This is a genomic window from Burkholderia sp. FERM BP-3421, assembly GCF_028657905.1.
In the GTDB taxonomy this organism is placed as follows: Bacteria; Pseudomonadota; Gammaproteobacteria; order Burkholderiales; family Burkholderiaceae; genus Burkholderia.
Genome location: NZ_CP117781.1, coordinates 748,269 through 763,522, shown reverse-complemented (window position 1 = coordinate 763,522; position 15,254 = coordinate 748,269). Strand labels below are relative to the sequence as shown.

Sequence of the window (15,254 nt, the reverse complement as noted above, 5' to 3'; positions counted from 1 at the left end):
TCCATCATGGCCAACGATCTCAACTCCCCTCCGCGCCCCGCCCGGCGCGGCTTCCTGAAGGCAGGCGGCGCGGCCGTCGCGGCGGGCCTCGCGGCCGGCGCGGCGCCCGTCGTCCAGGCGGCGCAGGCCGCGCCGCCCGCCGCCGCGAGCGGCGCGGTCGAGCCGTTCTACGGCGCGCACCAGGGCGGCATCGTGACGCCGCAGCAAAGCCACGCGTACTTCGCCGCCTTCGATCTGACGGCCGCGACGCGCGCCGACCTGATCGCGCTGCTGAAGACCTGGACCGATGCGGCCGCGCGCCTGACGCGCGGCGAGCCCGCGCAGCCGCTGCAGGCGGCCGGCGACGACAAGCCGCCCGTCGATTCGGGCGAATCGCTCGGCCTCGATGCGGCCGGCCTCACGATCACATTCGGCTTCGGGCCCGGCCTGTTCAGTGCCGCGGGCAAGGACCGCTACGGTCTCGCGCAGCGCCGGCCAGCCGCGCTCGTCGACCTGCCGCGCTTCAACGGCGACCAGCTGCTGCCGGAGAAGACGGGCGGCGACCTGTTCATCCAGGCCTGCGCGAACGACGCGCAGGTCGCGTTCCACGCGGTGCGCCAGCTCGTGCGCCTCGGCGCGAACGCGACGCAGATGCGCTGGGGCCAGGCCGGCTTCATCTCGGGCAAGCCGGGCGAGACGCCGCGCAACCTGATGGGCTTCAAGGACGGCACCAACAATCCGCCGAAGTCCGACCCGGCCGCGATGAACGCCTACGTGTGGGCGGGCGACGAAGGCCCGGCGTGGATGAAGAACGGCACCTACACGGTCGTGCGCCGGATCCGCATCACGCTCGAACACTGGGACAACACGGAACTCGGCTTCCAGGAACAGGTGGTCGGCCGCCACAAGTACAGCGGCGCGCCGCTCGGCAAGCAGCGCGAGTTCGAGCCGCTCGACCTGGACGCGGCGGACAAGGACGGCAATCCGGTGATCCCGGACAACTCGCATGCGCGCCTCGCCGCGGCGGAGACCAACAACGGCGCGCAGATCCTGCGCCGCGCGTACTCGTACAACGACAGCACCGGGTTCTACATCGAGCGTTGGCCGCCGTGGCGCCAGCAGACCGAGTACGACGCGGGGCTGATGTTCGTCGCGCACCAGCGCGACCCGCGCAAGGGCTTCATTCCGATCAACGAGAAGCTCGCCAGGATGGACATCATGAACCAGTTCACGACCCACGTCGGCAGCGCGATCTTCGCGTGCCCGCCGGGCGCGAAGCCGGGTTCCTACATCGGTTCGGAGCTGTTCGACGCCTGAACGGCGTCGCGCTCCGCCCCCTACTCTCTACCCAGCCCCGATCACCAAGGAACTGCCCACGCCATGAACCGATCCTCTCTCCGCCGCCGCACGCTGGCGGCCGTCGCCTCGCTCGTGTTGACGGGCGCGCTGACCAACCATCTCGCGGATGCCGCGACGCTCACGCTCTACAGCGCGCAGCACGAACAAGTGGTCAACCAGCTCGTCAAGGACTTCGAGGCGCAAAGCGGGATCAGCGTGAAGGTCCGCACGGGCGAAGGCCCGGCGCTCGCCGCGCAGCTCGTCGCCGAGGGCGACCGCACGCCGGCCGACGTGTACTTCACCGAGAATTCGCCGGAACTCGTGCTGCTCGACGAGAAGGGCCTGCTCGCCAAGGTCGACGCGGCGACGCTGCAGACCGTGCCGGCCCGCTACAACGCGCCCGACGGCAGCTGGGTCGGCGTGCTCGCGCGCGAGAACGTGATCGTCTACAACACCGCGAAGATCCAGCCGCAGCAGCTGCCGCCGTCGCTGCTCGACTTCGCGAAGCCGGAATGGAAGGGCAAGGTGGGCATCGCGCCGAGCGACGCCGACTTCCTGCCGCTCGTGAGCGGCGTGCTCGCGCTCAAGGGCGAGGCCGCGACGCTGCAATGGCTGAAAGGCCTCAAGGCCAATGCGCAGATCTTCGACGACGACGAAGGCGTGACGGCTGCCGTCAACCGCGGCGGCGTCGTGACCGGCATCATCAACAACTACTACTGGGCGCGCCTGCACGCCGAACTCGGCGACAAGTCGACCCGCAGCGCGCTGTTCCACTTCTCGAACGGCGATGTCGGCGGCCTCGTCAACGTGTCGGGCGCCGCGGTGCTGAAGGCCTCGAAGCATACGGCCGAAGCGCAGAAGTTCCTCGCCTACCTGGTCGGCGAGCGCGCGCAGAACCTGATGGCGAAAGGCCACATCAGCTTCGAGTACCCGCTGCATGCCGGCGTCGCACCCGACCCGCTGCTGAAGCCGTTCGACCAGCTGAGCCCGCCCGCGCTGACGTTCCAGCAGCTCGGCGACGACAGCCAGGCGGGCAGGCTGCTGCGCCAGGCCGGCCTGCTCTGAGCGGCGCGATGAGCGATACCGCCGCCGACGCGCTGCACGCCGCGCCGCCCGCGCCGTCGGGCGGCGCGCGCCGACGCGCGCCGCGCGGTCTCGTCGCGGCGGCCCTGCTCGGGCCGCTCGCGGTGCTGCTGCCGATCGCGTTCACCGTCTATCGCGCGGCGGGCCTCGGCGCCGACGACGCGGCCGAGCTGCTGTTCCGGCCGCTCGTCGCCGAGTTGCTCGCCAACACGCTGCTGATCACGCTCGCGACCACGCTCGTCTGCGCCGTGCTCGGCACCGCGGCCGCCTGGTTCGTCGAGCGCACGCACCTGCCCGGCCGGACCCTGTGGGCCGCGCTCGCGGCGGCGCCGCTCGCCGTGCCGCCGTTCATCACGAGCTACGCCTGGGTCTCGCTGAGCCTCGACCTGCAGGACTTCCTCGGCGCGCTGCTCGTGCTCGCGTCGTCCTACTTCCCGCTCGTCTACCTGCCCGTCGCCGCCGCGCTGCGCGGCCTCGATCCGGCGCTGGAAGAGAGCGCGCGCACGCTCGGCTGCAATCCGCGCCAGATCTTCCTGCGCGTCGTGCTGCCGCAGCTGCGCCCCGCGCTGCTCGGCGGCATGCTGCTCGTCGCGCTCGGCGTGCTGTCCGAGTTCGGCGCGTTCACGCTGCTGCGCTTTCGCACCTTCACGACCGAGATCTACGCCGAGTACCGCATCGAATTCGACGGCGGCGGCGCATCGCTGCTCGGCTGCCTGCTGATCCTGCTGTGCCTCGTCTGTCTCGTGCTCGAATTCCGCGTGCGCGGCCGCGCGCGCTACGACCTCACGCATCGCGGCGCCCGCCGCGCCGCCGTGCGCTACGAACTGGGCGCGTGGCGCTGGCTCGCGGTCGCCGGCTACGCGGCGCTCGCCGTCGCGACGCTCGGCGTGCCGCTCGCGATGATCGGCTACTGGCTCACCCAGCAGGGCGCCGCCGCCGTGACGCCGGCCGATGTATCGCCGCAGCTGCTGTGGGACGCGACCGTCGCCTCGGCCGGCCTCGGGCTCACGGCCGCCGCGCTCACCACCGTCGTCGCGCTGCCGCTCGCGTTCGTGCTGGTCCGCTATCCGAGCCGCATCGCGACCGTGCTCGAACGCATCGTGTTCACCGCGCAGGGCATGCCCGGCCTCGTGATCGCGCTCGCCATCGTGTCGCTCACGGTGCGCTTCCTGCAGCCGCTCTACCAGAGCGCGCCGATGCTGATCGTCGCGTACGCGATCCTGTTCCTGCCGCTCGCGCTCGTCAGCGTGCGCGCGGCCATCGCGCAGGCGCAGGCGCGCCTCGAAGAAACCGCGCGCTCGCTCGGGCTGTCGTGGGCGCAGACCGCGTGGCGCGTCCTGGTGCCGCTCGCCGGCCCCGGGCTCGGCGCGGCCGCGACGATGGTGTTCATCTCGGTCGTCACCGAACTCAACGCGACCCTGCTGCTTTCCCCGATCGGCACCCACACGCTCGCCACCCAGGTGTGGAGCGACACCTCGACGCTCGCGTTCGCGGCCGCCGCCCCCTATGCCGCGCTCCTCGTCGCGCTGTCGCTCGCCGGCTCCGCGCTGCTGTTCGTGCTGCTCGGCCGCTCGTCGGTGCGCGCCACGGCCGCGCGCGGCGATTGACGCCCCGTTTCCGGTTTCCATCATGAGTGAAATTCGCATCCACGGCGTACACAAGTCGTTCGACGGCCATCCGGTGCTGCACGGCATCGACCTGACCGTGCGGCGCGGCGCGCTGCTCGCGCTGCTCGGCCCGTCCGGCAGCGGCAAGACCACGCTGCTGCGCATCCTGTGCGGCTTCGAGCGCGCCGAGCAAGGCACCGTCGACATCGACGGCCGGCGCGTCGCCGGGCCGGACCTGCACGTGGCGCCCGAAGCCCGGCGCATCGGCTACGTGCCGCAGGAAGGCGCGCTGTTCCCGCATCTGTCGGTCGCCGACAACATCACGTTCGGGCTGCCGCGCACGCAGCGCCGCGCGCAGCATCGCGTCGCCGAGCTGCTCGAAATGGTCGGCCTGCCCGCCGACTGCGCGCGGCGCGCGCCGCAGCAGCTGTCGGGCGGCCAGCAGCAGCGCGTCGCCCTGGCGCGTGCGCTCGCGCCCGCGCCGTCGGTCGTGATCCTCGACGAACCGTTCTCGTCGCTCGATACGTCGCTGCGCGTCGAGACCCGCGCGGCCGTGGTCGATGCGCTCGCGGCCGCGAACGCGACCGCGGTGCTCGTCACGCACGACCAGCCGGAGGCGCTGTCGCTCGGCGACGAAGTCGCGGTGCTGTGGCGCGGGCGGCTGTTGCAGACCGCGCGCCCCGAAACCTTGTATCGGCAGCCGGCCACGCGCGAGCTTGCCTCGTTCGTCGGCGACGCGGTGCTGCTGCGCGGCAGCGCGCGCCACGGCCGCATCGACTGCGCGCTCGGCAGCCTGCCGCTGCACGTCCCGCTGCACGACGGCCCCGCCGACGCGATGCTGCGGCCCGAGCAGATCCGCGTGCAGCCCGCGCACGCGCCGCGCGACGACGCCGCGCAATGGCGCGAGGCGCTTGTGCTCGACACCTCGTTCGGCGGCCAGGATGCCCTCGTGTTCGCGCAACTCGTCGACGATCCGGAGGTCCGGCTGCGCGTGCGCGTGCCCGGCTATCGCTGCCCGTCGCCGGGCGAACGGATCGCGCTCGCGGTCGACGGCGACGTGATGGGTTACGCCGGCTGAGCCGGCGGGCGGCCGAAGGCCGTCCGGGCGCGGCGTCAATCCGCCCGCTCCTGTCCGTGCGCCGTGCGCCCCATCCGACCTGCGCGGCGTGCCAGCACGCCTGCTTGAACCACCACGCCATCCCGCCACCCTCACGCATGTTTAGCAGGTCATAGCATCCTGTTTATCCGCGCGACTCCCGCCTTCCCCGCAATCCTCACTCCATCCGCCATATCGGCCGCGTCTCCCCGCGCCCGCCGCCAAAATTATTATTGTCCGCTGTTCCATTACGAAAAATTACACCGTATATTCATCATCGGTGTCACGTCGCTGGTCGCACCCCGCTACCCGGAGTCAGACAAGCCGCACCTGTCTCACGACGGTCGTCGCGCGTTCTATTCATTTCGAACAACTATGTAATTACGCTATTCAACAAGCCGTACCGATGTGCTGTGCGTTCCACGTTTTTAGTTTCGGGCGGTAAACAACACTCAATCCTGCGCCGCCCGGATCAATCACAATCCAATCGAGGGATACGATGGGCCACCTCCGCAAGCGCATGGCGTTGCCACGCACGCTCCTGAAACTGTCTCCGCTGTTCGCGGCGCTCGCACTCACCGCCTGCGGCGGCGACGACAGCCCCGCGCCGTCCGCCTCCGCCAATGCCGGCGCGAGCGCCGCCGCGCAAGCCTCGGTGATGGCCGGCCGCGCGGCCGCCGCCCCCGACGGCCTCTACATCAGCGAAGTCGCGGGCAACTTCCGCCAGGACAAGGACTACGACGCGGGCACCGCGTCGAACAGCGTCGCGTGGGTCGAGCTGTACAACCAGCAGAACGTCGCCGTGAACCTCAAGGGCTACGTCCTGCGCACGGGCGGCATCAAGCTCGCGGATCCGTCGTCGGTCAGCGCGTCGGTCAACTATGCGCTGCCCGACCTCGTGATTCCGGCGAACGGCTACGTGGTGATCGCCGGCCGCAAGTCGCCGTACCTGAAGAACGCCACCGCGATCGACAAGAGCAAGGCCGTGTACGTGCTCGATGCGAGCGGCGTCTATCTGCCGTACTGGAACAACAGCGGCGGCTTCGTCGAGCTGCAGGCGGCCAAGACCGCGAAGCAGCCGGCCCGCACCGTGGACTTCGTGCGCTTCGGGTCGAGCAACACCGCGCCGCTCACCGCGAACTTCTGGGTCGGCGCGAACGTGCCGGCCTTCGCGACGCCGCCCGCCACCTATGTCGGCAACCAGTCGCTCGATCCGCTCGACACCCACGATCAATCGATCGTCCGGCTCAGCGCCCAGTTCGCCGCCACCCGCAGCCGCACCGACTGGACCCTCGTCGACTTCCCGACGCCCGGCGGCCCGAACGACGTCGCGGCGGGCGTCGTCGACAGCGACCACGACGGCATCCCCGACACCGCGAAAACGCCGGGCGGCACCTACGCCGGCCTCGATCTCTATGCGATGGGCGCGCGTCCGGGCCAGAAGGACATGTTCATCCAGGTCGACTACATGGGCGACGACGCCCGCGCGGCCACCCAGGACCCGGCGCGCCAGTTGCAGGCGGCGGCGCTCGCGAAGATGGTCGACGCGTTCGCGCCGCATCGCATCGCGGTGCACTTCGACGCCGGCACGCGCTTCTCGCCCAAGGTCGATCCCGCGCACTACAACCTCGACGGCACGAGCCATCAGCGCACGTTCAACGCGTGCGCGCAGATCACTCGGCCGACCGTCGGCGCGGGCTGCAAGTCGCTCTACGAGTACTACAGCCAGTCGGTCGATCCGCGCCGGCGCGCGTTCTTCCGCTACGGCCTGTTCGCGTCGTCGCAGAACACGGACGGCAGCGAAGGCTCGTCGGGCGTCTCCGAACTGCCCGGCAACAAGGTGCTCGTGACGCTGAAAGGCTTCCTCGGCGACAAGCTGAGCCCCGCCGGCGAGACGATGCGCGTGAACTTCCAGGCAGCGACCCTGATGCACGAGTTCGGCCACAGCCTCGGCCTGCGACACGGCGGCGACGAGCTGGCGGTCAACTACAAGCCGAACTACCTGAGCATCATGAACTACCTGTACCAGCTGTCGGGCGTGCCCACCGACGGCACCGGAACCGATGCGGTCGAACGTTACTACTACTATCAGAACGACTGGAAAGGCATCGTGGTGCCCGACACCCGCACGCCCAATGCCACCTTCGTCGCGTACAAGTATCCGGCCGCGGTCGTGCCGCACGGTCCGACCCAGGACAGCTTCCGGATCGACTACTCCGACGGCAGCAGCGCGAACCTCGACGAAGGCGCGCTCAGCGAGGCGGCGTATGTCGGGCGCGGCGCGGGCACGAGTCCCACCGCGTTCGGCGACTGGAACCTCGACGGCGTGAAGCAGGCGGCGCCGTACGCCTTGTCGTTGACCGGGCAGAGCGACAATTTCGGACGCACGATCTACGCGCGGCTGCATGACTTCGACGACTGGGCGCATCTGGCGCTGGTGACGGGCAAGAACTACAACCTGGTCGGGATCGCGCAAAGCTACGGCGTCGGCGGGTATCAGCCGCCGCTCATCAAGCGCAGCCAGATCCAGGTCGAGGAAGCGCCGCCGGTCGCCGTGCTCGAGCGTCTGCGGCAGGCAAGCGCGCAATGACGATGCGCGCCGCATGCTTGCGTGCGGCGGCGGCGCTCGCACTCGCGCTGGCGGGGCCGGCGGCGGGCGCCGCCGCGCCGCTCGTGATCGAGGGGGTCACGCCGCGCGCGTCCGGCGCGACGGCCGAGACGCTGGTGCGCGACTTCCGGCTCGACGCGGACGGCGCGCTGCAGTTCCGCCTCGGCGCCAGGCCGGTGCGGATCGCACCGTGGCCGGCGCGCCTGCCGAAACGGCTCGATCCGCAATATGCGGCCGCGTGGTCGATCACGCATCCGGCCGGCCCGATGCGGGTCGTGACGCTGCGCGACACCCACGACGATGCACCGTGGCTGCGTCTCACCGCGGGCGGCGGCGAACACGCCACGCTGCTGCCGGGCACGCAGGTCGGCCGGATCAAGCGGGGCTTCGTGTATCTGCTGATGCATGACGCGCCGCTGCGCGTCGAACCGGATCAACCCGTGCGGCTGACCGACGAGGTCGCGCATCGCTGCTGGCAATTCGTGCTGCTCGGCACGTCGGTACCCGGCGGCGGCGCGCAGGTCGAGGCGGAGCCGCGCGCGGACTGGTATGTGCGGCGCGTCGAATGCGCGCCGTGAGGCGGCGTCGGTCGTGCGGCCCGCGGCCCGCGCGGGCCGCGCGCTCACTCAGCGCAACAGGCCGTAGGACTGCGGACGGCGCAGGCCGTCGATGCTGACCGCCCCCGCGCCCGTCACGTACAGCAGCAGGAAGCCGCCGGCGATCGCAACGTTCTTCCAGAAGTGGATCACCATGTCGTGCTGGACGGCGGCATCCGTCGCGTCCCAGAAGTTGTGGCCGATCATCGCGGTCGCGATCGTGTAGGCCGCGAGCGCGAGCGCCAGCGGCTTCACGCGGTAGCCGACGATCAGCAGCAGCGCGCCCAGCGATTCGATCGCGACCACGGCGGGCGCGGTCACCTGAAGGAAGGGCACGCCCAGGCCGCGCAGATAGCCGACGAACTCGGCGTATCCGAGCAGCTTCATCGCCCCGCCCCAGAGGAACAGCGTGGCGAGCAGCAGCCGCCCGATCAAGATGACGCCGGAATCGACGGAACGCGTCATGTCTCACCTCCTGATGAATTAGCGATGCAGGCGCGTGACCTGCATGGTCAATCCGCCAGAATAGGAGGTCTCGGGCAGGGCTCCAAGAAAAAAGGTTGTAGCAAAAAGTTGCGAGTGGCGGCCGGCGCGGCGCGGTCGAGCGAAGTTATCGAGCAAATTCAGCGCGTTAAGCGCCCGGCGCGGCATCGGTCGCGCTGCTTCGATCACCTTACTGTGTCGTCAAGCGGGAGCGGGCCAGGGGAGGTTCGCGCGGGTGGAAGGATCGGGCGGGACGCTAAGGGCGGGGCAGCGCAGCATCGCGCTCAGGGATGGGCGCCGCCTGCCGCCGCTTCGATCTCGGCCGTATCCCAGCGGCCGCGGCGCATGGCCTCGGCCAGCATGCCGAGCGTCAGCGGGACGCGCGGCGGCGCGCGGTGCCGCTTCGAAAATACGCCGAGCACCGATCCGACGACATCCCAGCTGTCCGGGTCGAAGTATCGGTTGTACGGGAAGCCTTGCGCCGCGACGCCGAACGTCTCGGCCCATCCGTCGATGAACTCGACCGCATCGACACCCGTCAGCCGCAAGTCCTCTTCGAGCTGGCTGTCCGGCGTCAGCGTCAACGCCCCCGCCGAACAGCGGCCTGCCCAGCGCCTCGCGAGCGAAAGCTTCGAGTTGATCCCAGGTCGGGACGTCGGTCATCACGGCCGCCTCCTCACTCCGCCGGCTGCAGCAACACCCCTTTCTTGAACAGGAAGCAGCCATACCCGCGCCCCTCGCCCGTCACGATCACCGCATACGCGTGCTTCGCGCGCTCGTAGAACGCAAAACGCTCGACGCCGACGAGCGGCACCGCACGCCCTTCCGCACGGTCGATCTCCACCTGCGCCTCGCGCTGCACGGGCGGAACGTCGTCGGGATGCCCCACCACTTCCATGCGCGCGGCGGGCGCGTCCACGAACGTATCGAGCGGCATCACCGACAACACGGCGCGCACCACGCGCGCGGTATCCGCGCCGTCGAGCCGCAACGGCTTGCCGACCACGGTGCCGCGCGCCACCGCCTCGGCCGGGAAATTGGCGTCGCAGATCACGAGATCGTCGCCGTGCCCCATCGCACGCAGCGCGTGCAGGATGTCGGCGTTCAACAGCGGATCGAGATTCTTCAGCATCGATGCTTCTCCAATCAGGTAGCGACGAAAAGGCGTAACGCTATCACAAGGATGTCATCCGGCCGCGGGCCGTCCGCCTACGAAGCTGTTGCGAAATTACGGATTAGGTCTATTACTTTTTCGAGGGGGAAATCCCTGACCTGCTTTGCCTGCCACGAAGCGATACACAAAGAATTGATAGACGACGAGCCGTGGTCACTCATCGAACCTTTGCAGCCGAAGCAAGCGCCGCAGAACCGCCGATACGCGGGCCGCAAGCCAATGCCAGAGAGCGGTACTAACAGGCATCGTATTCGATGCATCGCCTGGAATCTGCTACCGCAAGAAATAGGCTGCGGCTCGGGCACTGCGTGTTGGAGGCGGATGGTTGCATGGTAAGAGGCGAGCGTCTGACAACGTATCCACAAGACACTGCTGGCGGAGTTTTACGCCGTGGTCAACTCGACATGGCATGCGCCATTATCGACGGTTCTTCGGTTCGCGCGATGCTAACGGGAAAAAAAACCGGCCCGAACCCAACGGACCGGCGCAAGCATGGCGGCAAGCACCATTTCATCGTCGATGCACAAGGCATTCCGCTCACGGTCATCCTGACTGCCCCCAATTGCAACGACATCACGCAACTCGATGCGCTAGTCGGAGCGATTCCTCCCATCCGAAGAAAACGCTGAACTCCTCTGCACGAGTATGGCATCACGCTTTCATAAAATTCTCCATTTCGATTATTTTACTAATTTTCACATTGATAGGATCGGCGGCGTTTTTATCGATAATTTTTGAGATTTGTGATTTCCGCAGCCATATCACACCATTTGCCAGATCTCCTTACGCAGTAGGCCTTTGACGCGCTTGCCACCAAAGTGGGCGACTCCATCTGAAAATCCATCGCCGAAACAAACTACAGCCAGGAAATTATGTATCTTATGAGCGGCTTGGATTCACATCCAGCTAGGTTCGCGCAAGAAAACCATTGGATCCCATCTCATGGACGAGCATCGGCTTAGAGAAAGCATAAGAACCGGACTGCTTCAACAAGACCGACTGTTGCGGCTGAACACACCGCTGCCGGCGAACACGTTCGTTCCCAGGCGTGCGTTGGCGGTCTCGGCACTCGGCCGTGATTTCAGCTGGACCCTCGATGTCGTGTCCGGGGCGGGCGACGTCGAACTGAAGAAGCTGATCGCGCAGCCCGTCACCGCATGGCTGCAGCAGGCCGACAAATCGTATCGCCCGTTCAACGGCTACGTGCACACGGCCCGCCGCCTGGGCGCGGACGGCGGCCTGACGAGCTATCAGCTGGTGTTCGCGTCGTGGCTGCACTTCCTGCGTTTCCGGCGCGACGAGCGCATCTGGCAGGACCGTCCCGCCGACGCGATCATTGCCGACGTCTTCAACGAACACCCCCAGGCCCGGGGGCACTTCCAGTTCGCGCTGTCGAAGCCGCTGCCGTCGCGTTCCTACTGCCGCCAAAGCGAAACCGACTGGAACTTCGTGCACCGCCTGCTCGAAGCGGAGGGCCTGTACGGCTTCTGGCGTCACGCCGACGACGGCAAGTCGCATACGTTCGTCATCACCGACACGCCGCAGTCGCTCGATGCGATGACGCCGGACACAATCCGCTTCCACCGCGCCGATCTCGGCAGCGAGCGCGACGCGCTCACGCAGTGGGCCGGCTCGCGCACGCTGCAAAGCACTGCGTTCGCGTCGCGCACGTTCGACTACAAGCAGCCGTCGACGCTGCACAACCCGAAAGGCACGTCGTTGCCGACCAAGGCGAACCAGGGCGAGCTGCCGGGGCAGACCGAGGTCTACGAATACACGGGTGCGTACACCTACGGCCCGCAGGCGAACGGCGACCGGCTGTCGGCGATCCGGCTCGAGGAATGGGAGTCGCGCGCGAAGCGTTTCCACGGCGTGGGCGGCGTGCGCGGCGCGGACGCGGGCCGCCGTTTCCATCTCGCCGGGCATCCGGAGCACGACCGCGACGCGGCCGAGCAGCGCGAGTTCGTGATCATCGGGATCACGCGCGTGATCGAGAACAACCTGCCGCTCGGCGGCGGGGAGACGAACTTCCCGCACAGCCTCGCGGGTGTGATCGCCGAGGCGCGCGCGACAGGCGCATCCGCTGCGGCGAGCGTGCCGCACGCGGGCGACGGCGCGCAAGGGTTCTACCACGTCGAGATCGAGGCGCAGCGCGCGTCGGTGCCGTACCGCAGCGCGTTCGAGCATGCGAAGCCCGAGATGCACCTGGAGACGGCGATCGTGGTGGGACCGAAGGGCGAGGAGGTGTATACCGACGACCTGAACCGTCACAAGGTGCAGTTCGTGTGGGACCGCCTGAACGCGGGCGACGAGCGCGCGTCGTGCTGGCTGCGCGCGGCGTTCTCGGACAGCGGCGCGGGCTACGGCGCGGTGCATCCGCTGCGGGTGGGCGAGGAGGTGATCGTCGACTACGTGGGCGGCGACTGCGATCGGCCGCTGATTACCGCGCGGGTTTACAACGGGGCGGTGAAGCCGCAGTGGCATTCGAACGGGATCCTGTCGGGCTACCGCACGAAGGAATACGCGGGCAGCGGCTACAACCAGATGGTGTTCGACGATGCGACGGGCCAGAACCGCGCGCAGTTGTTCAGCAGCCAGGGTAATACGCACCTGCATCTGGGCTACCTGATCCAGCAGGACGGGAATGCGCGCGGGCCGTTCCTCGGGCAGGGCTTCGACCTGCGCACGGACGCCTACGGCGCGGTGCGCGCGGGCGGCGGCCTGTATGTGACGACCTATCCGAAATCGGCGGCGAGCCAGCCGTTCGACGCGAGCGACACGCATCGCCAGCTGGGCAACGCGCAGCAGCTGCTCGACGCGCTGTCGAACGCGAGCGCGACCCATCACGCGGAGAGTTTGAGCGAAGGGCGCGCGGCGCTGGGCGCGCTGAGCGACGTGACGCGCGACACGAAGCCGGGCGGCACGACGGGCGGGCGCACGGCGGGCGGCGGGACGGGCTCGGCGGCGGCGTTCAAGGAGCCGGCGATGCTGTTCGGGAGCCCGGCGGGGATCGGCCTGTCGACGCAGCAGAGCACGCAGATCAGCGCGGACCAGCACATCAACGTGGTGAGCGGGAAGAGCACGCACGTGGCGGCAGGGAAGTCGCTGATCGCGAGCGTGACGGAGAAGCTGAGCCTGTTCGCGCAGAACGCGGGGATGAAGCTGTTCGCAGGCAAGGGCAAGGTGGAGATCCAGGCGCATGACGACAACATCGAGTTGGTCGCGCAGAAGACGGTGAAGATCCTGTCGGCGACGGAGAGGATCGAGATCGTTGCCAATCAGGAGATTTACCTCAACTCCGGTGGCGCCTATATCCGTATTGCAAATGGCGATATCCAGATCCACGCACCCGGCAAGATTGATATCAAGGGCGCGACGCACAGTTTCGATGGTCCGACCGCGCGAGGCTATGTGCTTCCTGGCTTACCCCATACTGGCGACACGCTGCGATATCACGAACAGTTCCGCTTGGTCGATGAGAATGGTGAGGAGGTGTTGGCTCACACACGCTATGAAATCGAAAGCGAGTCTGGGAAGACGTGGAGTGGGTTCAGCGACGCCGAAGGACTCACCCAGCACATCTATACCGATCAGCCCGAGTCGCTTTCGCTCACGGTGTACAAGGAGATCGACGATGACAGCACTAAAGAAGAAGCGTAAAACCGCGCCCCGCCACGTGAAGCATGCGTCGACGACCGGATCTGATCAAAAGTCGCTGGTGAAAGCCGTGGTGCGGAGCGACGTTGGCGAGTGGGTACGTCCCGCGACAGGCGACAAGTTCGTGATCGATGAAGCGCCAAAATTTCCCGTGGTGACGTTCGAGTTCAAAACTGACCAACCGCCACCGTATCAATGGAAGTGGAGCGTGACATGGGATGCCCAAGTAAGTGGAGCGCGGGAGTCCGCGAAACGCGGCGCGAAGCTCAAAACCTTTTCGGATACTGGCTCATTCTCCAGCAATGACAAGAGCTGGATTGCGGATCTCGACGGAAAGATCCTGGGCGGGAAGCTAGTGGTCCAGGTTTCCGCAGGGGCTGAGGAATTTAGGCGCACCGTGTTTATTGTCGGTACCAATCCCAGTAAGGATGCCGTTCTGGAATTCCTGAAGACGCAGCAGAATGCTGTTGGGTTTGATCGCGTTATCAACCGGGAAAGCCACTACAAGAACTTCATAAATGCAGACAACGAGCCGGTTGTCGCATTCGATAACGGATATGGTATGACGCAGATGACGAACCCCGCGCCTACCTACGAACAGGCCTGGAACTGGAAAGAAAATATCAAAGTCGGCATCAAGCTTTATCAGGAAAAGCAGGGGTATGCCAAGGGAGACTTGTCGGGACATCCATATACTGATGACCAACTGATTCGAGCGACGTTCTCTCGCTGGAATGGCAGCGTCTACTACCGGTGGGACGAAGCATCGAACGCGTGGGTGCCGAACGGGACGATCATGTGCGATCCCGACACCGGGAATATTGGCTGGGATATGTCGAAGGACGCAAACGCAGGCAAGACTGTGGAAGAATTGCACAAGCGAGACAAGGACACGTACAAGCAAGGGAAGTCCGGCCGCTCCGATGAACACGTTTGGATTTACTCTGGCATCTGTTATGCAGACCACATGTCAAACAATTAAGGTGGTGATGTGTGCAGCGATTGTTGGCACTTTCAACTCCGTCGCGGCCGGACAAACGCCGGCACCGCAGTTTGTTCAGCTAAGCGCAGGACCGATTTTGCAGGAAAAAGCGCACCGGCTGGTCATGACTGACGCAAGACATGGCAAGCTACTGACGCTTACCGTTTCTGCGGAGCTGCGTCGTGCATTGATGTCGTCATCAAGTATCACATTTCCCGCAGCTCAGGCCACCGTGATCGATGGTCAGGAATTCGTCATGGTTGTGGTCAATCAATCGTCCAGCGACAATCCAACCGGCTACTGTGGAGCAGGTGAGGAAGGTACGCTTTATGTGCTTCGCCTAAATGGCAATCGGGCAGAACAAGCGTATTCGACACTCGTACAGAGCTGCCTCAAGAATATCGATTTGTTCACCGATTCAGGAAACAAGTCCCCCTACCTTGCGATCACATGGACGGAAGATGGTGGTGGCTTCCAGATTCACTGGTTGAACTACACCAGACCGGCGCCGCTCACACGCATATATCACTACAAGAGCGGTACATTCGTCGCCGATCAATAGCTTCTCAATTTTGTCGAGAGCGTTGATGCTGGCGGCAAGACGGACGCTTGCCGATCATCGCCTTTAACCTGAGTGCGCATGTTCTATGC

General features: G+C 66.6%; 11 protein-coding genes and 2 pseudogenes. 10 read left to right on the top strand and 3 right to left on the bottom strand.

Going from position 1 to position 15,254, the window contains the following annotated elements; genetic code table 11:
- Positions 1-6 precede the first annotated feature (6 nt).
- From efeB to Bsp3421_RS06485, 6 genes are all read left to right on the top strand, one after another.
- Positions 7-1,296, top strand: a complete 1,290-nt coding sequence (efeB, locus tag Bsp3421_RS06510; protein WP_273997524.1) for an iron uptake transporter deferrochelatase/peroxidase subunit — start codon at positions 7-9, stop codon at positions 1,294-1,296.
- Positions 1,297-1,359: 63 nt separating this feature from the next.
- Positions 1,360-2,382, top strand: coding sequence for an iron ABC transporter substrate-binding protein (locus tag Bsp3421_RS06505; protein WP_273997523.1), 1,023 nt, complete (start codon positions 1,360-1,362; stop codon positions 2,380-2,382).
- 8 nt (positions 2,383-2,390) lie between these two features.
- Complete coding sequence (locus tag Bsp3421_RS06500; protein ID WP_273997522.1) at positions 2,391-4,007, top strand: ABC transporter permease; 1,617 nt, start codon at positions 2,391-2,393, stop codon at positions 4,005-4,007.
- Positions 4,008-4,029: 22 nt separating this feature from the next.
- Entirely contained in the window at positions 4,030-5,085 is a 1,056-nt protein-coding gene (locus Bsp3421_RS06495) for an ABC transporter ATP-binding protein (RefSeq protein WP_273997521.1), read from the top strand.
- 517 nt (positions 5,086-5,602) lie between these two features.
- Positions 5,603-7,693, top strand: coding sequence for a hypothetical protein (locus tag Bsp3421_RS06490; RefSeq protein WP_273997520.1), 2,091 nt, complete (start codon positions 5,603-5,605; stop codon positions 7,691-7,693).
- On the top strand, positions 7,690-8,289 hold the full coding sequence (locus Bsp3421_RS06485) for a hypothetical protein (RefSeq protein WP_273997518.1): 600 nt from the start codon (positions 7,690-7,692) through the stop codon (positions 8,287-8,289). The genes Bsp3421_RS06490 and Bsp3421_RS06485 overlap by 4 nt, the downstream gene beginning before the upstream one ends.
- 48 nt (positions 8,290-8,337) lie before the next feature.
- Here Bsp3421_RS06485 and Bsp3421_RS06480 read toward each other — a convergent pair whose 3' ends face one another.
- From Bsp3421_RS06480 to Bsp3421_RS06470, 3 genes and pseudogenes are all read right to left on the bottom strand, one after another.
- Positions 8,338-8,772: a DoxX family protein gene (locus Bsp3421_RS06480; protein ID WP_273997517.1), complete on the bottom strand. Its 435-nt coding sequence runs from the start codon at positions 8,770-8,772 to the stop codon at positions 8,338-8,340.
- Between the two features lie 302 nt (positions 8,773-9,074).
- A pseudogene (locus Bsp3421_RS06475) lies at positions 9,075-9,453 on the bottom strand (DUF1493 family protein).
- A 13-nt stretch (positions 9,454-9,466) separates the two neighbouring features.
- Complete coding sequence (locus Bsp3421_RS06470) at positions 9,467-9,922, bottom strand: RbsD/FucU family protein (protein ID WP_273997516.1); 456 nt, start codon at positions 9,920-9,922, stop codon at positions 9,467-9,469.
- 162 nt (positions 9,923-10,084) lie between these two features.
- Here Bsp3421_RS06470 and Bsp3421_RS06465 point away from each other — a divergent pair.
- The 4 genes and pseudogenes from Bsp3421_RS06465 to Bsp3421_RS06450 form a co-directional block, all read left to right on the top strand.
- A pseudogene (locus Bsp3421_RS06465) lies at positions 10,085-10,590 on the top strand (transposase); the annotation flags it as partial.
- Positions 10,591-10,906: 316 nt separating this feature from the next.
- Entirely contained in the window at positions 10,907-13,624 is a 2,718-nt protein-coding gene (locus Bsp3421_RS06460) for a type VI secretion system Vgr family protein (RefSeq protein ID WP_273997515.1), read from the top strand.
- The gene (locus Bsp3421_RS06455; protein ID WP_273997514.1) at positions 13,599-14,603 is read left to right on the top strand and encodes a hypothetical protein; all 1,005 of its coding nucleotides are present in this window, start codon (positions 13,599-13,601) and stop codon (positions 14,601-14,603) included. Before Bsp3421_RS06460 ends, Bsp3421_RS06455 begins: the two co-directional genes overlap by 26 nt.
- Positions 14,578-15,165 (top strand): hypothetical protein, encoded by a 588-nt coding sequence (locus Bsp3421_RS06450; RefSeq protein ID WP_273997513.1) that lies wholly within the window; start codon positions 14,578-14,580, stop codon positions 15,163-15,165. The genes Bsp3421_RS06455 and Bsp3421_RS06450 overlap by 26 nt, the downstream gene beginning before the upstream one ends.
- Positions 15,166-15,254: the final 89 nt, after the last annotated feature.